Origin of the sequence: Leisingera sp. ANG-M7, from assembly GCF_000813965.1 — a bacterium.
In the GTDB taxonomy this organism is placed as follows: domain Bacteria; phylum Pseudomonadota; class Alphaproteobacteria; order Rhodobacterales; family Rhodobacteraceae; genus Leisingera.
Window position 1 is genome coordinate 229,412 of the sequence record NZ_JWLI01000005.1, and the last position, 24,569, is coordinate 253,980.

Sequence of the window (24,569 nt, forward strand, 5' to 3'; positions counted from 1 at the left end):
ACCATTGACTGCTGAAATGAAAGAAGAAAAAACCCGGGCGGCTGCCTGGTTCCGGGAATTGCGCGACCAGATCGTTGCTGCCTTTGAGGCGCTGGAGGACAGCCATGCCGAGGGTCCGTTTGCGGAAATGGACCCGGGGCGGTTCGACGTGACCGAAACCAAACGCACTTCGGATGACGGTTCCGACGCTGGCGGCGGGCTGATGAGCGTGATGCGCGGCGGCCGGGTTTTCGAGAAGGTTGGCGTCAACATTTCAGAGGTCTACGGCACCCTGGGCGAACGCGCGCAGGCCGCGATGGCGGCGCGCAAGGGCATTCCCGGGATGAAGGATGATCCGCGCTTTTGGGCCTCCGGCATTTCGCTGGTTGCCCATATGCGCAACCCGCATGTGCCCGCCGTGCACATGAACACCCGGATGTTCTGGACCCCGCACGCTTGGTGGTTCGGTGGCGGCTCGGATCTCAATCCCTGCATCGAATACGCAGAAGACACCGCGCATTTTCATGAAACGCAGAAACTGCATCTGGATCCCCATGGGGCAGAGCATTATCCGCGGCTCAAGGAATGGGCGGATGAGTATTTCTACATCCCCCACCGCAAGCGCGCCCGCGGAGTAGGGGGCATCTTCATGGATGACCAGAACTCCGGCGATTGGGCCGCGGATTTTGCCCTGACCCGGGACATCGGCCGCGCTTTCCTGCCGGCCTTCGTGCCGCTCGTCGAAAAGCGCCGGGTGCAGGACTACTCCGAGGCCGACAAGGACGCCCAACTGATCCACCGCGGCCTCTATGCGGAATACAATCTGGTCTACGACCGCGGCACTAAGTTCGGGCTAGAAACCGGCCATGATGCAAATGCGGTGCTGATGAGCCTGCCGCCCCTGGCCAAATGGGTCTGACCCGCCCTTTCTGAAACAGCAGCGCGCCGCCCCAAAGCGGCGCGTTTTTTCTTGCGGCGGATTTACGCTGATCTGCGCCCTTTGGGGCGCGACTTTGCGCTGCCCTGCGCTAAGATGAAACTCAACAGGCAAAGAAAAGAGCAGTTGTAACGAAGCGAGGCAGGGAGCACATCACATGCGCAGACTGGTTCTTGGGGCATTGGCACTGGCGTTGGCAGCAGGATGCGGCGGGCCGTCGGAAAGGGATGCCGGCGCGACGGCGGTCACCCGCACCGAACCCGCCAATGCGCGGCTGGCCGGGCTTTCGACCTATCCCCGCTTCGGCGACCGCGACCCGCATGACTGGGAGGGGCGCAAACCCTGGTCCTACCCGGTGCACGGCATCGACGTCTCGCGCTATCAGGGCGACATCGACTGGCGCACGGTGCGCCGCTCCGGCGTGTCCTTCGCCTATATCAAGGCGACCGAAGGCGGCGACCACATTGATGCCAAGTTCCGCGACAACTGGCGTGGCGCCCGCGCGGCTGGCATGAAACGCGGCGCCTATCACTACTACTACTTCTGCCGCCCCGCAGCAGAGCAGGCGCGCTGGTTCATCCGCAACGTGCCAAGGGACACAAACGCGCTGCCGCCGGTGCTGGACATGGAATGGAACCACCGCTCCCGCACCTGCCGCACTCGGCCGGACGGCCCAACGGTGCGGGCCGAGGCACGCAAGTTCCTGAACATCCTTGAACGCCACTACGGCAAGCGCCCGGTGGTTTACACAACGGTGGATTTCTACCGCGACACCGGCATCGGACGCCTAGGCGGCACCGAATTCTGGCTGCGCTCCGTCGCGGGCCATCCGCAAAAGGTCTACCCGGGCAAGGCCTGGAGTTTCTGGCAATACTCCGGCACCGGCGAGGTGCCGGGAATTGCAGGCGACGTGGACCTCAACACCTTCCGCGGCAGCCCGGAAAGCTGGCTGAGGTGGTCCGGGCAGATCTAAAGCCAAGCAGGGGGCATTGCCCCTCGCGCCATCGGCGCTCACCCCCAGGATATTTTCGGCCAGATGAAGAATGGATCCTTATTTCATCTGGCCTTAATTATCCCGGAGCGCGAGGCGAGAGCCTCGCTCAGGCTCTCCAGTCGAAAAAGCCTTTACCGGCCTTCTCCAGCAGCTTGGCCGCCATCTCCCGGCCCAGCTGCGCGCCGTCTTCGACCGGGCAGGTCTGGTCATCGCTGATCGCTTCCGAGCCATCCGGGCGCAGCACCTCACCGCGCAGGCGCAGGGTGGTGCCGTCCAGTTCAGCAAGCCCCGCAATCGGCGTCTCGCAGGAGCCGTCGAGCGCGGCCAGAAAGGCGCGCTCCGCCGCCAGCCGCTTGCCGGTCTCATGGTCATGGATCGCCGCCAGCATGTCGCCTGCGCGGCTGTCATCCGCGCGCCGTTCGATGCCGATGGCACCCTGCGCAACGGCAGGCAGCATGTCGCTGGTCTCAATTGCAGTGGCGGGCACATCGTCCATTGCCAGACGGTTGAGGCCGGCCATTGCCAGGAAGGTGCATTCCGCCACGCCCTCGGAGAGTTTGCGCAGGCGGGTCTGAACGTTGCCGCGGAACTCCACCACGTTCAGATCCGGGCGGCGATTGAGCAGCTGCGCCCGGCGGCGCAGAGACGAGGTGCCGACCACTGCGCCCTCGGCCAGATCATGCAGCGATGTCAGCGACGGTGAAATAAACGCATCCCGCACGTCCTCGCGCGGCAGATAGGTATCCAGCGCCAGCCCCTCCGGCTGCAGAACCGGCATGTCCTTCATCGAATGCACCGCGATGTCGATGGTACCCGAAAGCAAGTCCTCCTCGATCTCCTTGGTGAACAGCCCCTTGCCGCCCAATTCCTTCAGCGGTTTGTCCGCGGCGATCAGCGCCTGATTGTCGCCGGTGGTCTTGATCACCACGATCTCAAACGCCTCCAGCGGCAGTTCAAAAGCAGCGGCCAGACGCGCGCGGGTTTCATACGCCTGGGCCAGCGCCAGCGGCGATCCGCGGGTGCCGATTTTCAGGGGCGAAGCGGGGGAGGGCAGGGTCAGTGTCATAGAAAGAAGCCTTAAATCAGTTTGCGCCCCGGTGGAAACCGGTTTTTGCGCATCTCCCACGGGGACCGTGCGCGGGCTTTGACATAGGACAAGGCGCAACCGCGCGGGGCGCGGCACATCGCCCCTGCTCTTGACATTCCGCCCTTCAGGCGTGACCTCAGGAGCCAGCTGACAAAGAGGATGACCATGGCCGGACAAAAAAAGCTGCTGCGCGCATTGGCGGGTGAAAAACAGGATGTGCCGCCGATCTGGATGATGCGCCAGGCGGGCCGCTACCTGCCGGAATACCGCGCCACCCGGGCCGAGGCCGGGGATTTCCTGTCCCTTTGCTACAACTCCGAGCTGGCCGCCGAGGTCACCCTGCAGCCGATCCGCCGCTATGGCTTTGACGCTGCGATCCTGTTTGCCGATATCCTGCTGATCCCGCAGGCGCTGGGCGCTGACCTGTGGTTTGTGACCGGCGAAGGCCCGCGGCTGTCGACCATCACCACCGAGGCCGACTTCGCCAAGCTGGGCCCGGCATCCGATATCCACGAGACGCTGAACCCGATCTACCAAACCGTCCGCATCCTGTCGCGCGAGCTGCCGCCTGAGACCACGCTGATCGGTTTCGCCGGCGCGCCCTGGACGGTGGCCACCTATATGATTGCAGGCCGCGGCACCCCGGATCAGGGGCCTGCCCATGCCCTGCGAGAAGAAAACACCGCCCTGTTCGAGGCGCTGCTGGCGCGGATCACCGAGGCAACCATCGACTATCTCTCCAAGCAGATCGAGGCTGGCGCCGAAGTCGTCAAGATCTTCGACAGCTGGGCCGGCTCGCTGAAGGGCGAAGCGTTCCAGAAATACGCGCTGGAACCCTGCCGCCAGATCACCGCAGCGCTGAAGGAACGCCACCCGGGCATCCCCGTCATCGGCTTCCCGCGCGAGGCGGGTGAGAAATACGTGGGTTTTGCCAAGGCAACCGGCGTTGACTGCGTGGCGCTGGACAACTCTGTTGATCCGGCTTGGGCCGCGGCCAATGTGCAGGTTGACGGCTGCGTGCAGGGCAACCTTGCCTCCCGCCACATGGTGACCGGCGGGCAGGAACTGGTGGACGAGACCCGCCGCATTGTCGAGGCGTTCAAAAACGGCCCGCATATTTTCAATCTTGGCCACGGCATCACTCCGGATGCAGACCCGGACAATGTGCAGCTGATGATCGACACCGTCCGGGGCGGCTGATCTTGTGTTATTCATAAAGATGCGGCAATAGCCGCATCTTCGGATACATCCAGAGGTCTTACGATGGACTACAGCAGAATGGGCGGCGCCCGCATGGGCAGCAACAAGCCCCGCCACGCGGAACATAATGCCAAGGGCACCAAGAAGAACCCTTTTGGCAAGCAGGCGGATAAGACCGAACTGCTCAAGCGGATGAAGGCCGCGGCGGAAAAAACCAAGAAAGAGGACTGATCCTACTTCTGGTTCAGTTCTGCCAGGATTTCCTCCGTGTGCTGGCCGCGCCGGGGGATCTCCGGCGGCGTCCACTCCGGCTGCCCTGAAAACCGCGGGGCAGGGGCGGCTTGTAAGACGCCTTCTGCCTCTATCCAGGCACGGCGCGCATTCATTGGATGCGCCATTGCCTCCTCCGGGTTCAGCACCGGCGCCACGCAGGCATCTGATCCCCCGAACAGCGCCGCCCAATGATCGCGCGGCTGGCCGGCAAAGATCCCGGCAAGGCGGCCAGTGAGTGCAGGCCAAAGCGCCTTGTCGAACTGCCGCTGAAACTCCGGATCCTCTGACAGCCCAAGTTTCTCCAGAAACTGCGCATAAAACTTCGGCTCCAGGCATTGGACAGAGACATAGCCGCCACCGGCGCAGGCATAGGTACGGCTCCAATGCGGCCCGTCGAGCAGGTTTGCTCCACGTGTGACGCCAAAGTTCCCGGCCTGCCGGATGCTCATCAGGAGGTTCATCATATGGGCCGATCCGTCATAGATCGCGGCATCCACCACGCAGCCCTCGCCGGTGGCCTTGGCCTTCAGAATGCCCGCCAGCATCCCCGCCACCAGATACATCGCCCCGCCGCCGATGTCGCCGACCAGCGTAGCCGGCGTGAGCGGTGCGTCACCGGGGCTGGAGGCGTACCACAACGCACCCGACAGCGAGATGTAATTGAGGTCATGGCCCGCCGCATGGGCCAGCGGGCTGTCCTGGCCCCAGCCGGTCATGCGGCCATAGACCAGGCCTGGGTTCATCGCATGGCACTGCTCCGGCCCCAGGCCCAGCCGCTCCATCACACCGGGGCGGAAACCTTCGATCAGCCCATGTGCGGTTTGTGCAAGTTTCAGGAAGGTTTCGGCGTCGCCAGGCTCCTTCAGGTCCAGTGTGACCGACCGTTTGCCGCGGTCCAGCAAAGAGTGTTCCGGCATCCCCGGTGCACGGGCCGGTGTACGGGGGGTGTACGGCCGGTGCACGCAGATCACCTCCGCCCCGAGGTCCGCCAGCGTCATCGCGGCAAAGGGGCCTGGGCCCAGGCCTTCGACTTCCAGAATGCGGATCCCCTGCAGCATATGGCGCCCCTTGTTGCCGTGTTTGCTCCGGACCAGTTTGCGGCGGCTCAGGCGGTTCCGGCAAGCTGCTGGCGGAATTTCCGTGGCGGCATTCCGGTCCCCTTGGCAAAGACCCGGCTGAAATGCGCGGGATCGTTGAAGCCGAGTTCATAGGCGATCTGTGCGGCGGTCAGGTTGGTATAGATCAGCAGCCGCCGCGCTTCGCGGAGAACGCGGGCATTGACCAGGGCAGAGGCAGGCTGCCCTGTGGCTTGATGGGTGATGCGATTGAGATGGGTGGCGGAAACCGCCAGTTCGCCGGCGTAATCCGCCAGCGGCCGGCGCAGGCGGAAATCCCGCTCCACCAGCGCTTCAAAGCGTGCAAACACAGGGCTTGCCTGTGACTGCGTGGCATCGTTCCCTTCTGCCGCAATCGCGCGCGCGGCCAGGGCTGTAAGGCTGAGCGCCAGCCCGCGCAGCATCTGTGCCCGGCCGAACGCCTTGGCCTGGTATTCGCTGAACAGTCTTTCGGCCAGCTCCTGCATCCCTTGCGGCAAGGGCAGAACCGCAGGCTGGTGCAGCGGTGCACTGATCCCTTCTCCCGGGGCCAGATTCTGGTCCAAAAGGTCGGATGTCAGAGTGATCACCCAGCCGCCAGTGCCGCTGCCAAAACGAAAGCCATGCACCGCGCCGCGCGGAACATTGATCAGGCAGGGCGGGGTGAGGTTATGTCTGTTTTCGTCAAGTTCTGCCACTCCCGCCCCGTTGATCAGCACCAGCAGCTGGTGCAGTCTTGCGTGCCGGTGCGGCCGCAATTCCCAATCATGCAGCTCAGATCGGGCGCGAATTGTCTCAATATGCAGAACATCAGCCAGTTCGGCGGTTTCGCCGAACAAGTTGTAGCTATCGATGCGGGTTGGGGAGTTCATGTGCAAAAAATACAAGAAATTGCGCGCTTGGTCCATTCGCAAACTTGCGCCGCCGGCGCAAAATTCCTCTTGCACGAACAATTCGAGCGGTCAGGGGAACGCGCATGTCCACGCATCAGACGCAGGTTGTCATCATTGGCGGCGGGCCTTCCGGCTTGCTGTTGTCGCAGCTTTTGCACCGCAAGGGGATCAGCTCCATCGTGCTGGAGAAACACACGCGGGAGCACGTGCTGGGCCGGATCCGGGCCGGCGTGCTGGAGCATGGTTTCGTCAATCTGATGCGCGAAGCGGGCTGCGGCGAGCGCATGGACCGGGAGGGCGAGATCCACGAGGGCTTCCACATCGCGCATCAGGGGCAACTGGACCGGATCGACTTGGCAAAGCACACCAGCGGCGAGACGGTGATGGTTTACGGCCAGACCGAAGTGACCCGCGATCTGTATGAAGCGCGCGATGCGATGGGCGGAGCGGTGATCCACGAGGCGCAGAATGTGCAGCCGCATGCGCTGACCGACGCGCGTCCCTTCGTGACCTGGGAGCAGAATGGAGAGGCGCAGCGGGCCGAGTGCGACTTTATCGTCGGTGCCGATGGTTTTCACGGGGTCAGCCGCAAGTCGATCCCGGCGGATGTACTGAAAGAATATGAGAAAGTCTATCCCTTTGGCTGGCTTGGGGTTTTGTCGGAAACGCCGCCGGTGGCGGAGGAGCTGATCTATGCGCGGCATGAGCGCGGCTTTGCCCTGTGCTCGCTGCGCAGCCGGGTGCTGAGCCGGTATTACATCCAGGTGCCGCTGACCGACCGCGTGGAGGATTGGAGTGATGCGGCGTTCTGGCAAGAGCTGAAGCGCCGCCTGCCGGAAAAGGTCTCGGCTGGCCTGCAGACCGGCCCGTCGATCGAGAAATCCATCGCCCCGTTGCGCAGTTTCGTTGCGGAGCCGATGCGCTATGGCAACATGTTCCTAGCCGGTGACGCCGCCCATATCGTGCCGCCCACCGGTGCCAAAGGTCTGAACCTGGCAGCTTCGGATATCCATTACCTCTACCATGGGTTCATGGATCACTACCTGAAGGGCGACAGTGCCGGGCTGGACGCCTATTCGGAAAAGGCGCTGGCGCGGGTTTGGAAGGCGGAGCGGTTCAGCTGGTGGATGACCAACCTGCTGCACCGGGCGCCGGAGGGCTCGGAAACAGACCTGCGGCTGCAGCGGGCAGAATTGGATTACCTGTTCTCCTCAGAGGCGGCCCAGGTTTCACTGGCTGAAAATTACGTGGGGCTGCCGTACTGACTGTGGTATCTGCCGACTGCACTTGGCATCCGGAAACCTGCGGCTCCCGCGCCTTTGCCGTGCATCAGAGATGCCCTGAAAAGCCTTGGGCCGGGCGCGGCGCGCTGCCTGGCCCAACGCCGCCCAACGTGGCCCGAGGCTCCGTATCAGCCGGCTGCCATGGCAGGGGCGGGAACGCCCCAGGCAACGGTCAGTTTCCGGTGGCTGCCGTTCGGGGCTTCGGCGAGATCCAGCAGGGCTGCACCGAAATCTGCAAAGGAAATCTGCGAGTTGCCCTCTGCGTCGGTAACCAGCGTGTCAGTTCCAAAGCAGTAGCTGCCGGTTTGGGGCCCTTCTGACAGCATCGCGGGCGGGCGCAGGCAGGTCCATTGTGACTCAATCTCCGCGTCCAGCAGTGCGTCCTGTGCCGCGCAGGCCTCGGCAATCGGGCGGACGCCGTCTGGCAGGAAACCGGGTGCGGTCAGCACCGTGTGGCCGCTGCCGTCTGCCAGTTTCAGCGTTGCAGCACCGCCGGTCACCAGCACGGGAATGCCTGCTTGCCGTGCAGCAGCCAGTGCGGTGCGGGTCAGCGGTACCAAATCCGCTTCATGTCCGGCAGGCGGGCGCAGGGCGCTGATCACCAGGTCATGCCCCTTGGCTGCTGCTGCCACGGCATCAGGGTCTTTCAGCAGATCCAATGCAAGCGGTGTGACCTTCGGGCTGATGGCTGCCAGCGCCTGCGGGTGGCGCGCCACCGCGGTGACGTGGTGGCCGCGGGATACTGCCGCTTTCAATGCTGCGCTGCCAACGTCGCCAGTGGCACCGAAAAGAATGATCTTCATGACGTTCTCCTATTTATCTTGAGGTCGAGATATATGCGTTTAAATCTCGACGTCAAGGTAAAATACCCGACCGAATGCCATAAGATGCCGGGAATGTCTCCGCGGGCTTGGCAGAGCAAGGCGGGGCGGCTAGGTCTGAAAGGAACCGCAAGCGAGCGCCAGGGAGGCCAGCCCATGCAGATGAGTGACCAGAAAGAGATCGCCGCCGATCCGGCAACTGTCTATGCCGCGCTGCTGACGCCGGAGGTGCTGCAGGCCTGTGTGCCCGGTGCGCAGGAGGTGGCAGGCACGCCGGAGGACGGGTTTGAGGCCACGGTTACCCAGAAGGTCGGGCCGGTCAAAGCCACCTTCAAAGGGCAGGTCACGCTGTCGGATCTGATTGAAAAAGAAAAGCTGACCATTTCCGGTGAGGGCAAGGGCGGTGCGGCTGGTTTTGCCAAGGGCGGTGCTGTCGTGACTTTGGCGCCGTCGGAGACCGGCACGCTGCTGTCCTATGATGTGGAGGCCAAGGTCGGCGGCAAGCTGGCGCAGCTGGGCAGCCGGATCATTGACGGCTTTGCTAAAAAGATGGCGGATCAGTTCTTTGCTAACCTGCAGGCGCATCTGGCGCCGGAGGAGGAAAGCCAGGATGGCGAGGCGCCTGAAACGGGTGAGGAAAAGAAGGGCTGGTTCAGCAAGGTCACCGGCCGCGGTTGACCCCTGCACTGGCGCACAGGCCCTTCTGCGGACCGGCCCGCGGAGCAGGGCTGGCAGATGCAGCGAACCGCCGCTAGGGTGGCCGGGATTTGAGACCATCCCGGAGGCACCATGGCGGCGATCCTGACGATCCGCGATCTGCGCAAAACATATGATGGCGGCTTTCAGGCGCTGAAGGGCGTCTCGCTTGACATTGAAGAGGGGGAAATTCTTGCCCTGCTCGGCCCCAATGGCGCGGGCAAGACCACCCTGATTTCAACCATTTGCGGCATAACCACCGCAACCTCCGGAAGTGTCAGCGTTGGCGGGTTCGACAACGTCAGCCAATTCCGCCAGGCGCGGGCGCTGATCGGGCTGGTGCCGCAGGAGATCACGCTGGAGCCCTTCACCAAGGTTCTGGACACGGTCACCTTCTCGCGCGGCCTGTTCGGCAAGCCTGCCAGGCCTGCGCTGGTGGAGGACATCTTGCGCAAGCTGTCGCTGTGGGACAAGCGGGACAGCCGGATCATGGACCTGTCGGGCGGTATGAAGCGGCGGGTGCTGATTGCCAAGGCGCTGGCGCATGAGCCGCGGATCCTGTTCCTGGATGAACCTACGGCCGGCGTGGATGTCGAGTTGCGCAAGGACATGTGGGAGATCGTCCGTGAGATGAAGGCGGACGGCGTCACCATCATCCTGACCACCCACTACATTGAGGAAGCCGAAGCGATTGCTGACCGTGTCGGGGTCATCACCGGCGGCGAGCTGCTGCTAGTTGAGAAAAAGGAACAGCTGATGGCCCGGATGGGGCAGAAGCAGCTGGAGGTGCAGCTGACTGCACCGGTCGAAGCAATCCCGGCATCGCTGGCGCAGCACAACCTGCAGATCGTCAACGGCGGCGATGCCTTGCTTTATACCTATGACACCCGGGCGGAACGCACCGGCATCACCACGCTCTTGAACGATGTAGCAGAGGCCGGGCTGGTGCTGGCGGATGTGCAGACCCGCGAATCCAGCCTGGAAGATATCTTTGTCGGCCTGGTTTCGGCTGGCGCGGCGTCGGAGGATGCAGCATGAACTGGACAGCGGTAGCCACCATCTACAAGGCGGAAATGGCGCGGTTCTGGCGCACTTTCCTGCAAAGCTTCATCTCGCCGGTCCTGTCCACTTCGCTGTATTTCGTGGTGTTCGGCAGCGCCATCGGCAGCCGCATCCAGGAGGTCGATGGGGTCGAATACGGCGCCTTCATCGTGCCGGGGCTGGTGATGCTGTCCGTGATCACCCAGAGCATCTCCAATGCGTCCTTCGGGATCTACTTTCCGAAATTTATCGGCAACATCTACGAGATCCTGTCAGCGCCGATCAATTTCCTGGAGGTGGTCGCCGGGTTCGTCGGTGCGGCGGCAACCAAATCGCTTTTCATCGGCACGGTTATCCTGTGCACCGCCTCGCTGTTCGTGGATCTGTCCGTTCAGCACCCGCTGGCGATGGTGGCGTTTCTGGTACTGACTTGCCTCAGCTTTTCCTTGATGGGCTTCATCATCGGCATCTGGGCCGGGAATTTTGAACAGCTTCAACTGGTGCCGTTGCTGGTGGTGACGCCGCTAGTCTTCCTGGGCGGGTCTTTCTATTCGATCTCAATGCTGCCACCGGTCTGGCAGACGATTACTCTGTTCAACCCGGTGGTCTATCTGGTGTCGGGCTTCCGCTGGGCCTTCTTCGGACAGGCTGATGTGCCGGTTCTGCTAAGCCTCTGCGCAATTGGCGGTTTCACACTCGCTTGTGTGGGCGTCATCTGGTGGATCTTTAAAACTGGCTGGCGCATCCGCGCCTGAGACCCGTGCCTAGCCCTCCTTCAAGGCGGCAGCCGCAAGCTGCTGCCTTTTTTGGCTGGCGGGCCGGGGCTGTAAATGAGGGTGCTAACCGGCGTTGCAATTATGCCCGCGGCTGTGCGGTTTTTGCATTTCATACCAATTCCCAAGACCACGCACCTTGTTTCACCCCGGGTGGCCCTCTACATCGGCGCCATGAGATTTCACCTGCCTTTCCTGAAAAGACAGCCGCTGGTAGCGGTAGTGCGCCTCAATGGCGCCATCGGCATGCCCGGGCGCGGCTCCCTGAGCGACGCCGCACTGGCGCCAGTGCTGGAGCGAGCTTTCCGTAAAGGGAAACCCGCCGCCGTGGCGCTGGAGATCAACTCGCCCGGCGGCTCACCGGTGCAAAGCTCGCTTATTGGCGCCCGCATCCGGCGGCTGTCAGAAGAGCTGGAAGTGCCGGTTTTTGCCTTTGTCGAGGATGTGGCAGCTTCGGGCGGCTACTGGCTGGCGGCGGCTGCCGATGAGATTTGGGCCGATGCCAGTTCTGTTCTGGGCTCGGTCGGAGTAATCTCCGCCGGCTTTGGCGCGCATGTACTGCTGGCCCGCCAGGGGGTGGAGCGGCGAGTTTATACCGCGGGCGAGAGCAAATCCATGCTGGACCCATTCCGTCCGGAAAACCCGGAGGACGTGAAGCGCCTCAAGGTGATCCTGAACGACATCCATGCCAATTTCATTGACCATGTCACCGAACGCCGCGGCTCCAAGCTGCACAGCGACGAAAACCTGTTCACCGGTGAGGTCTGGCTGGCGCGCAGGGCCGAGGAACTGGGGCTGATCGACGGTATAGGCCATCTGAAGCCCAAGATGCAGGAACGCTTCGGAGAGAAGGTCCGCTTCCGCCGCTATGGATTGAAAAAACCGTTGCTGAGCCGCTTTGGCATGCAGGTCGCGCAGGATGCGTTGGCCGGGATCGAGGAGCGCGCCGAATATGCGCGTTTCGGTCTCTGACGTGCTGTTCAAGATCGTTGCAATCTTTCTGGCGGTGATGGCTGTGCTGGCGATGTTCGGCAAGCTGCGTCTTCCCGGCCAGAAGCAAATCAATTCCAGGCGCTGCACGTCCTGCGGCCGCTTCAAGATCGGCAAGGGGCCGTGCGCCTGCATAAAAGGAGATCGTGGCAAATGATGCCATGGCTGTATTCGGCGCTTGGTCTGGTCATCTTGCTGCTGGCGGGGGACGCGCTGGTGCGTGGTGCTGTGAATCTCAGCCTGCGGCTGGGGGTGCCTGCGCTGATCGTCAGCTTGACCATCGTCGCATTTGGCACCTCGGCACCGGAGCTGCTGATCGCGATCAGCGCCGTGCATGAGGGCGCTGATGGTATCGCAATGGGCAACGTTGTGGGTTCGAACACGGCCAATATCCTGCTGGTGCTGGGCATACCGGCTCTGATGCGGGCCTTGCACACCAGTGAATGCAGCACCCGCAAGAATTATAACTTCATGCTGGGAGCCTCGGTGCTGTTCATCGCTCTGGCTTTCTGCGGCACATTCACAATCTGGTCCGGATTGATTTTGCTGGCCGCGCTGTCCTTGGTGCTCGGCATAGCCTTCCGTGAGGCCCGCAATCACCGGCGCAACGGTAATGGCTGTGCTGCTGATGCGGATCTGGAAGACATTGAGGAAGCCGACCCGGATATGCCGTACTGGCGCGTAGGCATCTATCTGCTGCTGGGCCTGATCGGCCTGCCGCTGGGTGCCGATCTGCTGGTGGACAATGCAACCATCATTGCACGCCTTTATGGTGTCAGCGAGCCTGTTATCGGTCTGACGCTCGTTGCAATTGGAACTTCGCTGCCGGAACTGGCCACCACTGTGATGGCAGCGCTGCGGCGTCAGGCGGATGTGGCGCTGGGCAATGTGATCGGCTCCAACATGTTCAACTTACTGGCGATCATCGGTATTGCCACCTTCATCGGCCCGATCAGCGTGGATCCGGAGTTCCTGCAGTTCGACCTGTGGGTGATGCTGGCCGCCTCTTTGCTGCTGATCCCCTTTGTCTTCTTCAAGCAGGACATCACCCGCATCTGGGGTGTCATTCTGACGGCGCTCTATCTGGCCTATCTCTTCGTCCTGTTTTAACTCTGTTTCCAGGGTAGCAGCAGGGAGGCACAGATGCGGGCATTGGTGACCGGGGCGGGCAGGCGGCTCGGGCGCTCCATGGCTTTGGAGCTTGCAGCGCAAGGGTATGACGTCGCTGTCCACTATGCGTCTTCGGCAGATGAGGCTGAGGCCACAGCAGAGCAGATCCGCGGCATGGGCCGGCAGGCCGCAGCACTGCAGGCAGACCTTCTGCAGGAGGATCAGGCCCAAGCACTGCTTCCGCGCGCAGCTGAAAGCCTGGGCGGCGCCATTAATTGCCTAGTCAACAATGCGTCCGTGTTTGAGCATGATACGCTATCCACAGCCACCCGGAGCAGCTGGGACCGGCATTTGGACAGCAATCTGCGGGCGCCGTTCGTCCTATTGCAGGCCATGGCCGCGCAGGAGCTCCCGGTAGAGCTGGATACAGGTGGCGAGCCGCGGGCATGGGGGCTGGCGGTCAACATGATCGACCAGCGGGTGCGCAAGCTGACACCTGACTTCATGAGCTACACACTGGCCAAATCTGCGCTGTGGACGTTTACGCAGACGGCGGCGCAGGCGCTGGCTCCGCGGATCCGCGTGAATGCCATCGGCCCGGGCCCGACCTTGCAGGGGCCGCGGCAGAGCGCGGAGCAATTCGCCCGCCAGCGGAAGGCTACAATTTTGCAGCGCGGCGCGGATGCGGAGGATGTCACCGCGGCTCTCAGCTATTTGCTGCAGGCTAAGGCTGTGACGGGCCAGATGATCTGCGTGGATGGCGGTCAGCACCTGGGCTGGCAGACTCCTGACAACGATGGTCTTGAGTGACGCAAACAGGGAAAAACCGACCCTTTCGCTGCAAGTTTTACACCGTCTCACTTGCCGTCATGGAAGCGTTACAAAAGTGCCTTTCTTTTCAAAACCTTGACAGCCGGTATGAAAAGTTTTGCTTTAAATCAGCGCCTTATTAGAGTGCCTAAAAATTAAGCATCCGTCCAAAACCGCTCAGAAATAAGAGAAAAGGCGGGATAGCCCAAAGATATCTCCGTAGTTATCCACAGCTTCCGTGGATTTTCCCGCTCTTGATCCTGACAGGCAAACATTGCAGCCACGCGCAGGGAATCATATGTCTGGGCGCATGACTGACCAGCCTTCCGAAACAGCGCCGGATTCGCCTGTCCGCACCGGTTATGCGGTAATCCAAGATTATGTGAAAACGCTGGACGCATCGCCCGGCGTCTACCGGATGCTGGATGCGGACAGCCGGGTTCTCTACGTGGGCAAGGCGCGCAATCTCAAGGCGCGGGTGTCGAACTATACCCGGCCTGGCAACAGCCCGCGGATCGAGCGGATGATTGCGCTCACCGCCTCGATGATGTTTCTGACCACCCGGACGGAAACAGAGGCGCTGCTCTTGGAGCAGAACCTGATCAAGCAGCTGAAGCCCAAGTACAACGTTCTGCTGCGCGACGACAAAAGTTTCCCGAATATCCTGGTCGCCAAGGATCACGCCTTTCCGCAGATCAAGAAACACCGGGGCGCCCGCAAGCAAAAGGGAAGCTACTTCGGCCCTTTCGCCAGCGCTGGTGCGGTAAACCGGACCCTGAACCAGTTGCAAAAGGCATTCCTGCTGCGCAATTGCTCGGATTCGATGTTCGAGACGCGAACGCGACCCTGCCTGCAGCATCAGATCAAACGCTGCACCGCGCCCTGCACCGGTCTGATCAGCGAAGAGGATTATGCCGCCAGCGTGCGAGACGCAGAACGTTTCCTGTCGGGCCGCTCCACCAAGATCCAGGAGGAGCTGGCGGAGCAGATGATGGCCGCGTCTGAGGCGATGGCGTTTGAACGCGCCGCCGCCTTGCGCGACCGGATCAAGGCACTGACCCAGGTGCAAACCTCGCAAGGCATCAACCCGCGCGGGGTAGCAGAGGCGGATGTGGTCGGTCTGCATATGGATGGCGGCCAGGCCTGCGTGCAGGTTTTCTTCATCCGTGCCAACCAGAACTGGGGCAACCAGGATTTCTATCCCCGGGTGGATGCCGACAACAGCCCTGCAGAGGTCATGGAGGCCTTCTTGGGCCAGTTCTATGGCAATAAGGAGCCGCCGCGGCAGCTGATCCTGTCCGACGGCATCGAAAATGCCGACCTGATGGAGGCTGCACTCAGCGAGAAGGCTGAGCGAAAGGTCGAACTGATGGTGCCTCAGCGCGGTGAGAAGACTGAGCTGGTGGCCTTTGCCGTGCGCAACGCGCGCGAGAGCCTGGCCCGCCGCATGGCCGAAAGCGCCACCCAGGCAAAGCTCCTGCGCGGGCTGGCGGAAGCCTTTGGACTGGATGGCCCGCCGCAGCGGATCGAGGTTTACGACAACTCACACATTCAGGGCACCAATGCGGTTGGCGGTATGATCGTGATGGGGCCGGAGGGCTTCATGAAAAACGCCTATCGCAAGTTCAACATCAGGGGCGAAGACCTGGTGCCAGGTGATGACTTCGGCATGATGAAGGAAGTGCTGAACCGCCGCTTTTCGCGCCTGCTGAAGGAGGACCCGGACCGGGAAAAGGGCCTGTGGCCTGACCTCTTGCTGATCGACGGCGGCGCGGGGCAGGTCTCTGCGGTGGCGGAGATCATGGAGGCACACGGGGTGCAGGACATCCCCATGGTCGGTGTCGCCAAGGGCGTCGACCGCGACCACGGCAAGGAGGAGTTCTACCGCCCGGGCGAAAGCGTCTTTGCGCTGCAACGCAACGACCCGGTGCTCTATTTCATCCAGCGTATGCGGGACGAGGCACACAGGTTTGCGATTGGCACCCACCGGGCTAAGCGCGCCAAAGCCTTCAGCGCGACGCCGCTGGACGAGGTGCCAGGCGTCGGCGCTTCGCGCAAACGGGCATTGCTGGCGCATTTCGGCAGCGCCAAGGCTGTGAGCCGCGCCAATCTGGCCGACCTCAAGGCCGTGGATGGAATATCCGAAGCGCTGGCCGAACGGATCTACGACCACTTCCACGCGCAGGGTTAGGCCGCTGATTTTGGACTAGGGGCAAATCGTGCTATTTCTGAAGGGCAGCCTTTAACTGCCCGGAGGAATTATGCCCGTCTCCCTGACCGTGAAAAACGTTGACTATGACACCTATTCGGTTTCCGGAAAAACGCTGCCGGACATCGCCAAGAGCATCAAGAAAAGCGGCCCGAAAGACCCTAACGACAACAAAAAGGTGGCCTTTCTAACCACCACGGAGCTGGATTGCCTGACGGCCAAGGGCAAATATGTTGCTGACGGCAAACCCAAGATCGACAAAAAAACCGGCTGGTTTGAGGTGACGGCCAAAGTCTCGGCGCTCAAACTGATCCTGCATACGACGGTCAAATGCCCCAAACGCTCTGTCAGCGGGCTGTCGCCGCGGGCGCTGATCGAATGGTACCGTTTCTATGCTTGCTGTCTGGTGCATGAGGCGGAGCATGTGAGTAAGGCCAAGAAGGAATGCGAGAAGATTGCCAAGGAGCTTAACAAGCTCAAGGGCACCGGGCTTGCGGATACTGAGGCCGCTGCGCTGAAGATGGCCCAGGAAGACCTGATGCGGGTGATCAACATTCACATTTTCGACGACCGCAACCGTCTGAACGAGATGCACAGGAAATTCGACCGCTCCAGCCATCACGGCGAAAAGAAGGGGGCGCTGCTGGATACTTCCGTAGGATGAGGCCAACACGCCCCGCGTGCACACGGGCCTGATTGCCGCCGGCCACCGCTGTTTCGTGGTGCCAGCCATTGCCGAATTTTGATCAACGCCGCTTTCCACTTTCGAAACAGCCGGATAATGTGCGCGGCATGAAGTGGACTCTGCCAAATATCCTCACCTTGCTGCGGCTCGTCGCAGCACCCGGCCTAGCCGTGATGTTCCTGTATTTCACCCGGCCGTACGCGGACTGGTTTGCCTTGCTGCTGTTTGTGACAGCGGCGGTCACTGACTGGTTCGACGGCTATCTGGCGCGGGCCTGGAAGCAGGAAACCAAGATGGGCGCGATGCTGGACCCGATTGCCGACAAGGCGATGGTGGTGATCGCGCTGATGATCTTAGTGGGTTATTCCGCTGAGCACTGGACCCCCTGGCTGGTGCTTCCAGCTACGGTGATTCTGTTCCGCGAGGTGTTTGTATCGGGCCTGCGCGAATACTTGGGAGACACCGCTGGAACGCTGAAGGTGACCAAACTGGCCAAATGGAAAACCACGGCCCAGATGATCGCTATTGCCACGCTGTTCTCGCAGGGCATCTTTGAGCACTATCTGGTGATGTCCTCGTTTGGCATGGACCAGGCGCTGATCGAACAGATCATGACGGGGCAGGTTTCCGACGAAATGGGCCTGCGCTGGAAGTTCGATGGTATGGTCTGGACCGGCCGTGCCGGTCTTTGGCTCCTATGGGTCGCGGCGGCGCTGACTGCCATCACCGGGATCGACTATTTGCGCAAGGCGATGCCGCATCTGAAGGAGGCGCATTGATGGATATCCTGTATTTCGCCTGGGTGCGCGAGCGTATCGGCCTGCCGCGTGAGCGGGTGGAAACAACTGCTGCCACGGTGGCGGATCTGGTCGAAGAACTGCGCGGGCGTGAAGACCGCTATGCTGCCGCCTTTGCCGATTTGTCGGCCTTGCGGGTGGCACTGGACCAGGAGCTGTCAGAGTTTGACGCGCCTCTGGACGGCGTGCGCGAGGTCGCCTTCTTCCCGCCGATGACCGGGGGCTGAGGTCATGCGGATTTCCGTTCAGGAAGCGCCGTTTAAACTTGGGGCAGAGAGCGATGCCTTTGCAGCTGGGGTTGAAAACGCAGGCGCCGTGGTGACCTTCACCGGTGTGGTGCGGGACGCCGACCAGGGAGGGCTTCAGGCGATGGAGATCGAGCATTACCCGGGCATGACCGAAAAGGCGCTGACCGCGATTGCGGAGGAAGCCATGAGCCGCTGGTCGCTGGCTGATGCGCTGGTGATCCACCGGCATGGCCGCCTGGCACCTGGCGAGCGCATCATGATGGTCGCCACCGCTGCGCGCCACCGCAAGGATGCCTTTGAGGCAGCTGAGTACCTGATGGATTACCTGAAATCCCGCGCGCCGTTCTGGAAGAAAGAAATCCTTGCGGGCGGACGCGCGGACTGGGTTGCGGCCAAGGACGTCGACGAGGACGCGCTCAAGCGCTGGTGAGGCCCGGCGAGATCAAGCAGGCAGGGGGCTCCCGCCAAGCGTTCAATCATCAAAAATATGATTTCCGCCTATTGGGCCGGGCGCGCGGGCATAGCCAGCGCATTCTGCAGGCGCGGGAGTGTCCCGCTGCACCAAGCTGCTCAGTGCGGGATCTGGCTGCGCAGTTCCTCAGCCTCGCGGCGGGCTTCGCGCAGGCCTTCCATCGCCGCCCGCAGTTCCGCCTCGGTCTGGGTCAACTGGTTGGTCAGTTCCGCCTCGCGCTGCTGCAGATAGGTGATGGCCTGATCGCGGGTTTCCTCTGCCTCATGCAGTTCCTGGCTCATCCGGTCCAGATCCGCCACATCGCTTTGACGCACCCGGGTGAAACGGTGCACCAGCCAATTGGCAAACCAGCCCATGGCAAAGGCCGCAAACAGGATGATCGCGGTGGTGATGATGAACTCTGTCCTGTTCATTCCTCTGGTGTCTCCTGTGCGCCGTCTGCGCTTTCGGCGGTCTCGCCGTCATTTGTTTCTGCCTGCTCCGCCGGGCGGACCAGCTTGAACTCGATGCGGCGGTTGGCCTCGCGGCCCTCTTCGGTGCCGTTGTCGGCAATAGGTTCGCTTTCGCCATAGCCCTTGGCGGCGAAGGTAGAGGTCACCACCCGGCGCGCGCGCAGCTCGTTCAGCACCGATTGCGCCCGGGCCTGGCTCAGGTTCTGGTTCATCACCTCGCGGCCCTGACTGTCGGTATGGCCCTGGATTTCCAGCCGCACGGGTCCGCAGCGGCTCAGCACCTCTGCGATCCGGTCCATGGTGCCAGCGCTTTCGGCTGCAATGGTGGCAGATCCGGGTTCAAAGGCTATTTTAGCCTCGGCCTGGGCGTCGGCCAGCTGCGCCTCGCAGAGTTCCGGCGGGATCGGCTGATCCTCGGGCACCGGCGGATCCTCGTATGTGATGTCGAGCCCGTAGGTCTCTGCTTCGCCAAGCTTGGCCGAAAGAAAACGCGCGATCTCGGAGAGCGCATCCTCTCGATAGCTCATCCCGCGCAGTTCCAGGTTTTCCGGCGTTACTGTAACTGATCCGCGCTGCAGATAAGATAGCGCCTCCAGCCCGGCCAGCACGCGCACCGGCCAGTCGGCGGGCAGGTCGGCGACAATCCGGGTGGCTGTGTGCACATTCTCAGAGCCAAAACGTGCCTTGGCATAGCTGTCGGCCACCGTGCGCAGGGCCGCGTCGCTGAGACGACCGCGCAGTTGCACTTGGCCCTCTGGGCTGAGTGTCGCGGTAAATTCAGGTGGACCGGCGGTGGCGCTGGCTTCAGGCACTGGCAGTACGGCGTGCAGGGCAAAAACCCGGGGCAGGGCGTTTTCCAGCTCACCTACGACATGATCGAAGGTGCCGCTTGCGGTGCCTCCTGCCGCAACCAGGGTGATGTCGGCATTGGCAATGGTCACGGAACCGCCGCCCAGCTCGGCAAGGCTGGCGATGCTCAGCTCCGACGCGCGGGCCCAATTAGGCGAGGGCACTCCCATGCCGATCACGCAATCGGCTTCGCCTTTCAACCCCGCCTTGCGGGCGGCATCAAGAATGCGCTTGCGGCTTTCCTCGCTCTCGGCAGAGCAGGCATCAAACTGGGCGCCATCCTTGTTGAGCAGGAACCGCAGGGTGAAGGGCGTGATCACCGGACGCGGCGCAGCAATATCCATTGCCAGCCGCAACCCCGGCGGGGCCAGCCGGCCAAGCTGCTCCTCCAGCTGGTGCTTGGCCTCTTCACTGCCGGAAATCGCGGTGATGGATACCTCGCCCGCTTCAACCGAAATCTTGGCACGCGGCAGCAGCTTCAGCGCCTCGATGGCGAAATCCAGGGCGCGCTGCCAGCCATCGGGCTTGGCATATTTGGCGGTTTCCAAGAGGTCCGCCACATTGCCTTCGCCAGCGAGCGCGTTCAGCTGCTTGACCATCGCCGCGCGGCCGGAGCCTGCTGGTATCAGCCCGATGATGGAGATGCCGCTGTCGTTTCGCAGGATTTCGGCGGAAAACCGCGGCGGTGCCAGCCCCTTGGCCGGAGGAACCTCCATCCCGTCGATGATCCGCGCCGCATCTACCACGCCGCCGATCAGGGAAATCACCGAAAACCGGGTTGCTTCGTCAGGGGCTGTGCCTTCCAGCAGCACTTGAAGCCCGTCTGCCGTTACCTCGGCCCAGGTGAAGCCCGCGCGGTCCAACGCCTGCCGCACCCCGGTTTCGGTGCTGCGTTCCACCGCGGTAACGGAAAATCCGGCGGCCACAAGGCTCAGCCCTGCAGCGGCGGTAAAGGCCAGGCCTGGGATCAGCAGAGAGGACAAGCGCATACGGCGGCAGTTTCCCTTGGTCAGTTAGTGGCTCTTACCGCGCGCGGCGCTGGGGTTCAATCATGCGAACATTGCCAAGGCGAAGAAGATCAGCGGGATCAGGCCGGTATCGCGGTTCAGCCGGAACAATTGCAGAAGCCGGGCATTGTTGTCCGCGTCAAAGGCGCGCAGCTGCCAGGTCATGTGCCAGCCCATTGCCCAAGGGGCTGCGAGTGCCAGCACCAGCGCCAGAATCGAAGCGCTTTCCAGCATCGCGCCAATGACCGCCATCGCCATCAGGCAGACAAAACCCACGATGAAACGGCGCAGCCACATAGGGGTTTGCGTGCCGAACAGCCGGGCGGTGGATTTGACGCCGATCAGCGCGTCGTCCTCGGTGTCCTGGTGGGCATAAATGGTGTCATAGAACAGCGTCCAGGCGATGCCGGCCAGGTACAGCAGTACCGGCGGCCAGCTCATGGAGCCGGTGTGCGCAACCCAGGTCAGCATGGCCCCCCAGTTAAAAGCAAGGCCCAGAAACACCTGGGGCCACCAGGTGAAGCGTTTGGCAAAAGGGTAGACCGCCACCGGCAACAGCGACAGGATGCCCATGGCAATGGCTGCCTGGTTGAAGGTCAGCAGGATCATCAGGCCCAAAAGGCACTGCAGCCCCATCCAGGCCAGCGCGCCCTTGACCGTCACCTGGCCTGAGGGGATGGGACGCGAGCGGGTACGCTCAACCTGGCCGTCGAAGTTGCGGTCGGTGATGTCATTCCAGGTGCAGCCGGCCCCGCGCATCAGCCAGGCGCCGGCGGCGCAGCCGACGGCAATCCAAAGGTCGCTCCAGCGCGGGCTTTGATCCGCGAGGATCGCCAGGGCAAGCCCCCACCAGCAGGGGATCAGCAATAACCATGTGCCGATCGGCCGGTCAGCGCGGCTGAGGCGCAAGTAGGGGCGTGTCCACTCAGGGGCATATGTGTCGACCCAGTTTCCCTTGACCGCATCCGCGACCTGACCCTCTGGTGCTGGTGTCTCGCCTTGCATATGTAGGACCCCATGAGTGCGAAAATCAGACTGTATGTAGAGCACCCTTTGGGGGCAGGGCAATCACTTCCCTTGGATCGTGATCAGGCGCATTACCTGTTCGGGGTGATGCGGCTGGCAGCGGGTGCCCATGTGGCGCTGTTCAACGGCAAGGATGGCGAGTGGCTGGCTGAGGTTGCGGAGACTGGAAAGCGCGGCGGCACGCTCGTGTGCCAGGAGCAGACCAAACCGTTGCAGATGCCGCCGGACCTTTGGCTGATGTTTGCGCCGATCAAAAAGGCGCGCACCGATTTCATCGTCGAGAAAGCGGCGGAAATGGGCGCGGCGCGCATCCTTCCGGTGCAGACGGAGTTCACCAATTCCGAACGTATCCGCCAGGACCGGCTGCAGGCCCATGCTGTAGAGGCGGCAGAGCAATGCGGCGGCACCTATGTGCCGGAGGTGGCAGACCTGCAGAAGCTCTCCCGCCTGCTGGACCATTGGCCAATTGAGCGGCAGCTGATGTTCTGCGACGAGGCGGAGGTGGGCAATGCGCTGCAATTGGCCGCTGAGACGCAGAAGGACGCCCCTTGGGCCATTCTGATCGGCCCCGAAGGCGGATTTTCCGAGGCAGAACGCAAGCGGCTGCACACGCTGCCGCAATCCCATGTCGTCAGCCTCGGCCCCCGCATCCTGCGCGCCGATACCGCTGCGGTGGCGGCGATGACCCTGTGGCAGCAGGCGCTGGGGGACTGGCAAGGGAAAGCTGGGTGACGTTGGTCACAGACTGGAAACCATTTCCGGTTAACCTTTAATTGTGCTGCGGCGTCCGCGGCCATTGTATCCGCCGTCCTGGCTGAACAAATAAGGATGGCAAGGCAGGCTGCACCGTTTGCTAAACGTTTTAATGAGGCGAAACAAATGAGTTTCATCCGCCCTGAAGCCCGCGAAACACTGTGGCAATGGCGCGAGGTTCTGGCCGCAGCGCTGATGTTCCTGCTGGGGCTGAAATGGGCGTATTCCGCGGCCGGCTTTACCGCAATCACCGGCTGGGCGCTGGTTGCAACCGGTCTGATCGCCGCCGTCATCGGCGTTCAGCGAATGCGATTTCGGCGCGGCAGTGGCGGCCCTGGCGTGGTGCAGGTCGACGAGGGGCAGATTGCTTATTTCGGGCCGCTTAACGGCGGTGCTGTTGCAACCTCGGAACTGGAGCGGCTGGCGCTGGATCACACTTCCAAACCGCCGCACTGGCTGCTGGAGCAGCCTGGCCAGCCGACGCTGGCAATCCCTGTCAACGCCGAAGGCTATGAGGCGCTGTTTGATGTCTTTGCGGCCCTTCCGGGCCTCAAGACTGAGCGGATGCTGGCAGAGCTGCAACGCCGCGGCCCTCACCAGGTCGTGATCTGGGAGCGTGCTGACAGCCGTCCGGAACATCAGCGCCTGCATTGACACTGGCGGCGATTCCGCCCACGACTGACCCTTCAAGACAGATCTAACAGGACGGAGTGCCAGGCATGTCCATTCCCCAGTCCGGCGGCGGGCCGATCGAACGCCATGAGCAGCTTGCCCAATACCTTGCCGATGGCTGCAAGCCCAAGGAAGACTGGCGCATCGGCACCGAGCATGAGAAGTTTGGTTTCTGCAAGGATACGCTGAAGCCGCTGCCCTATGCCGGTGAACGCTCCATTCTGGCGGTGCTGGAGGGGCTGCGCGACGGCCACGGCTGGGCGCCGCTGATCGAAGGCGATAACCTCATCGGCCTGACCAAAGACGGTGCCAACATCAGCCTGGAGCCGGGTGGCCAGCTGGAATTGTCAGGCGCGCCGCTGGAAACCATCCACGAAACTTGCGACGAGGTGAACGCGCACCTGCGCGACGTCAAGGACATCGCCGACAAGATCGGCGTCGGCTTCATTGGTCTGGGCGCTGCCCCTGTGTGGCACCATGAAGATATGCCGCTGATGCCCAAGGGCCGATACAAGCTGATGGACGGCTACATGCAGGAAGTCGGCACCATGGGCACCACCATGATGCGCCGCACTTGCACCGTGCAGGTGAACCTCGACTTCTCGTCCGAGGCCGACATGGTGCAGAAACTGCGCGTGGCACTGGCACTGCAGCCGGTCGCAACCGCGCTGTTTGCCAATTCTCCGTTCCTGGACGGACAACCCAACGGCCATAAATCCTGGCGTGCCCGCGTCTGGCGCTCGCTCGATGCCGACCGCACCGGCATGCTGCCGTTTGTGTTCGAGGAGGGCTTCGGCTTCGAGGCCTGGGTGCAGTATGCGCTCGATGTGCCGATGTATTTTGTCTACCGCAACGGTGAGTACATCAACGCGCTGGGTATGTCTTTCCGCGACTTTCTCAAGGGTGAACTTCCGGCGCTGCCGGGCGAAACCCCGACGCTGAGCGACTGGGCTGATCACCTGACGACCATCTTCCCCGAGGCCCGCATCAAGAAATTCATCGAGATGCGCGGCGCTGACGGCGGCCCCTGGCGCCGCCTGTGTGCGCTGCCGGCCTTCTGGGTTGGCCTCACCTATGACCAAAGTGCGCTGGATGCAGCTTGGGACCTAGTCAAGGGCTGGGACGCGGAAACACGCGACGCCCTGCGCGTTGCCGCCTCTGAACAGGGCCTGCAGGCCAAGGTGAATGGCATCAGCATGCACGAACTGGCCCGCGAGGCGGTGGCAATTTCCGAAAGCGGCCTCAAGGCGCGTGCGCGCCCTGGCGCTGGCGGTCTGGTGCCAGATGAAACCCACTTCCTGAATGCGCTGAAGGACAGCCTGGAGACCGGCAAGGTGCCCGCGGATGAGCTGCTGGAGCGCTACAATGGCGCCTGGGAGGGCGACCTCAGCCGGATCTACGGCGAGTTCGCTTACTGA

The 24,569-nt window shown here is 62.4% G+C and carries 26 protein-coding genes and 1 pseudogene; 20 read left to right on the top strand and 7 right to left on the bottom strand.

Annotated features, from left to right (window positions below; all coding sequences use genetic code 11):
- Nucleotides 1–16 precede the first annotated feature (16 nt).
- Both hemF and RA26_RS06570 read left to right on the top strand, forming a co-directional pair.
- The gene (hemF, locus tag RA26_RS06565) at nt 17–898 is read left to right on the top strand and encodes an oxygen-dependent coproporphyrinogen oxidase (RefSeq protein WP_193747588.1); all 882 of its coding nucleotides are present in this window, start codon (nt 17–19) and stop codon (nt 896–898) included.
- Between the two features lie 175 nt (nt 899–1,073).
- Nucleotides 1,074–1,889 carry a glycoside hydrolase family 25 protein gene (locus RA26_RS06570; RefSeq protein ID WP_039181584.1) on the top strand — a complete coding sequence of 272 codons (816 nt, stop codon included), beginning with the start codon at nt 1,074–1,076 and terminating at the stop codon, nt 1,887–1,889.
- Nucleotides 1,890–2,016: 127 nt separating this feature from the next.
- Here RA26_RS06570 and hemC read toward each other — a convergent pair whose 3' ends face one another.
- Nucleotides 2,017–2,976, bottom strand: a complete 960-nt coding sequence (hemC, locus tag RA26_RS06575) for a hydroxymethylbilane synthase (protein ID WP_039181587.1) — start codon at nt 2,974–2,976, stop codon at nt 2,017–2,019.
- Between the two features lie 186 nt (nt 2,977–3,162).
- On the opposite strand from hemC, the gene hemE reads away from it, so the two are divergent.
- Both hemE and RA26_RS22910 read left to right on the top strand, forming a co-directional pair.
- Nucleotides 3,163–4,197, top strand: coding sequence for a uroporphyrinogen decarboxylase (gene hemE / locus RA26_RS06580; protein WP_039182069.1), 1,035 nt, complete (start codon nt 3,163–3,165; stop codon nt 4,195–4,197).
- A gap of 63 nt (nt 4,198–4,260) precedes the next feature.
- The gene (locus RA26_RS22910; RefSeq protein WP_039181590.1) at nt 4,261–4,428 is read left to right on the top strand and encodes a hypothetical protein; all 168 of its coding nucleotides are present in this window, start codon (nt 4,261–4,263) and stop codon (nt 4,426–4,428) included.
- A 2-nt stretch (nt 4,429–4,430) separates the two neighbouring features.
- On the opposite strand, the gene RA26_RS06590 is transcribed toward RA26_RS22910, so the two are convergent.
- A complete protein-coding gene (locus tag RA26_RS06590) occupies nt 4,431–5,528 on the bottom strand; it encodes a CaiB/BaiF CoA transferase family protein (RefSeq protein ID WP_039181593.1) in 1,098 nt (365 codons plus the stop codon).
- 47 nt (nt 5,529–5,575) lie between these two features.
- Nucleotides 5,576–6,436, bottom strand: coding sequence for a helix-turn-helix domain-containing protein (locus RA26_RS06595; protein ID WP_039182072.1), 861 nt, complete (start codon nt 6,434–6,436; stop codon nt 5,576–5,578).
- A gap of 104 nt (nt 6,437–6,540) precedes the next feature.
- Between RA26_RS06595 and pobA the strand changes: the two genes are divergently transcribed.
- Entirely contained in the window at nt 6,541–7,722 is a 1,182-nt protein-coding gene (gene pobA, locus RA26_RS06600; protein WP_039181596.1) for a 4-hydroxybenzoate 3-monooxygenase, read from the top strand.
- A 146-nt stretch (nt 7,723–7,868) separates the two neighbouring features.
- Here the strand turns inward: pobA and RA26_RS06605 are convergent, their stop codons facing one another.
- Complete coding sequence (locus RA26_RS06605; protein ID WP_039181598.1) at nt 7,869–8,543, bottom strand: NAD(P)-dependent oxidoreductase; 675 nt, start codon at nt 8,541–8,543, stop codon at nt 7,869–7,871.
- Nucleotides 8,544–8,717: 174 nt separating this feature from the next.
- Here RA26_RS06605 and RA26_RS06610 point away from each other — a divergent pair, with 174 nt between their 5' ends.
- The 12 genes and pseudogenes from RA26_RS06610 (at nt 8,718) to RA26_RS06665 (ending at nt 18,350) form a co-directional block, all read left to right on the top strand.
- A complete protein-coding gene (locus RA26_RS06610) occupies nt 8,718–9,239 on the top strand; it encodes a CoxG family protein (protein WP_039181601.1) in 522 nt (173 codons plus the stop codon).
- A gap of 111 nt (nt 9,240–9,350) precedes the next feature.
- Nucleotides 9,351–10,295, top strand: a complete 945-nt coding sequence (locus RA26_RS06615) for an ABC transporter ATP-binding protein (RefSeq protein WP_039181604.1) — start codon at nt 9,351–9,353, stop codon at nt 10,293–10,295.
- The gene (locus tag RA26_RS06620) at nt 10,292–11,053 is read left to right on the top strand and encodes an ABC transporter permease (protein WP_019297162.1); all 762 of its coding nucleotides are present in this window, start codon (nt 10,292–10,294) and stop codon (nt 11,051–11,053) included. Before RA26_RS06615 ends, RA26_RS06620 begins: the two co-directional genes overlap by 4 nt.
- A 192-nt stretch (nt 11,054–11,245) precedes the next feature.
- Complete coding sequence (locus tag RA26_RS06625; RefSeq protein WP_039182075.1) at nt 11,246–12,043, top strand: S49 family peptidase; 798 nt, start codon at nt 11,246–11,248, stop codon at nt 12,041–12,043.
- Between the two features lies 1 nt (nt 12,044).
- Entirely contained in the window at nt 12,045–12,218 is a 174-nt protein-coding gene (locus RA26_RS22915) for a hypothetical protein (protein WP_193747589.1), read from the top strand.
- A complete protein-coding gene (locus tag RA26_RS06635) occupies nt 12,215–13,171 on the top strand; it encodes a calcium/sodium antiporter (protein WP_039181611.1) in 957 nt (318 codons plus the stop codon). The genes RA26_RS22915 and RA26_RS06635 overlap by 4 nt, the downstream gene beginning before the upstream one ends.
- Nucleotides 13,172–13,201: 30 nt before the next feature.
- A pseudogene (locus tag RA26_RS06640) lies at nt 13,202–13,981 on the top strand (SDR family oxidoreductase); the annotation flags it as partial.
- A gap of 298 nt (nt 13,982–14,279) precedes the next feature.
- Entirely contained in the window at nt 14,280–16,172 is a 1,893-nt protein-coding gene (uvrC, locus tag RA26_RS06645; protein WP_193747590.1) for an excinuclease ABC subunit UvrC, read from the top strand.
- Nucleotides 16,173–16,242: 70 nt separating this feature from the next.
- Nucleotides 16,243–16,854 (top strand): DUF922 domain-containing protein, encoded by a 612-nt coding sequence (locus RA26_RS06650; RefSeq protein ID WP_039181617.1) that lies wholly within the window; start codon nt 16,243–16,245, stop codon nt 16,852–16,854.
- A gap of 128 nt (nt 16,855–16,982) precedes the next feature.
- The gene (gene pgsA, locus RA26_RS06655) at nt 16,983–17,654 is read left to right on the top strand and encodes a CDP-diacylglycerol--glycerol-3-phosphate 3-phosphatidyltransferase (RefSeq protein ID WP_039181620.1); all 672 of its coding nucleotides are present in this window, start codon (nt 16,983–16,985) and stop codon (nt 17,652–17,654) included.
- Complete coding sequence (gene moaD, locus RA26_RS06660) at nt 17,654–17,899, top strand: molybdopterin converting factor subunit 1 (RefSeq protein ID WP_039181622.1); 246 nt, start codon at nt 17,654–17,656, stop codon at nt 17,897–17,899. The genes pgsA and moaD overlap by 1 nt, the downstream gene beginning before the upstream one ends.
- Before the next feature lie 4 nt (nt 17,900–17,903).
- On the top strand, nt 17,904–18,350 hold the full coding sequence (locus RA26_RS06665) for a molybdenum cofactor biosynthesis protein MoaE (protein ID WP_039181624.1): 447 nt from the start codon (nt 17,904–17,906) through the stop codon (nt 18,348–18,350).
- Nucleotides 18,351–18,490: 140 nt separating this feature from the next.
- On the opposite strand, the gene RA26_RS06670 is transcribed toward RA26_RS06665, so the two are convergent.
- Genes RA26_RS06670 through ubiA form a run of 3 tightly spaced genes read right to left on the bottom strand, consistent with a single transcriptional unit; the run spans nt 18,491 to nt 21,705 of the window.
- Entirely contained in the window at nt 18,491–18,805 is a 315-nt protein-coding gene (locus RA26_RS06670; protein ID WP_039131391.1) for a hypothetical protein, read from the bottom strand.
- Nucleotides 18,802–20,682, bottom strand: coding sequence for an OmpA family protein (locus tag RA26_RS06675; protein ID WP_039181627.1), 1,881 nt, complete (start codon nt 20,680–20,682; stop codon nt 18,802–18,804). The genes RA26_RS06670 and RA26_RS06675 overlap by 4 nt, the downstream gene beginning before the upstream one ends.
- A gap of 60 nt (nt 20,683–20,742) precedes the next feature.
- Nucleotides 20,743–21,705, bottom strand: coding sequence for a 4-hydroxybenzoate octaprenyltransferase (gene ubiA / locus RA26_RS06680; RefSeq protein WP_039181631.1), 963 nt, complete (start codon nt 21,703–21,705; stop codon nt 20,743–20,745).
- A 12-nt stretch (nt 21,706–21,717) separates the two neighbouring features.
- Here ubiA and RA26_RS06685 point away from each other — a divergent pair, with 12 nt between their 5' ends.
- From RA26_RS06685 to RA26_RS06695, 3 genes are all read left to right on the top strand, one after another.
- Nucleotides 21,718–22,458, top strand: a complete 741-nt coding sequence (locus RA26_RS06685) for a 16S rRNA (uracil(1498)-N(3))-methyltransferase (RefSeq protein ID WP_039181634.1) — start codon at nt 21,718–21,720, stop codon at nt 22,456–22,458.
- Nucleotides 22,459–22,605: 147 nt separating this feature from the next.
- Complete coding sequence (locus RA26_RS06690; protein ID WP_039181637.1) at nt 22,606–23,133, top strand: hypothetical protein; 528 nt, start codon at nt 22,606–22,608, stop codon at nt 23,131–23,133.
- 65 nt (nt 23,134–23,198) lie between these two features.
- Nucleotides 23,199–24,569, top strand: a complete 1,371-nt coding sequence (locus RA26_RS06695) for a glutamate--cysteine ligase (protein ID WP_039181640.1) — start codon at nt 23,199–23,201, stop codon at nt 24,567–24,569.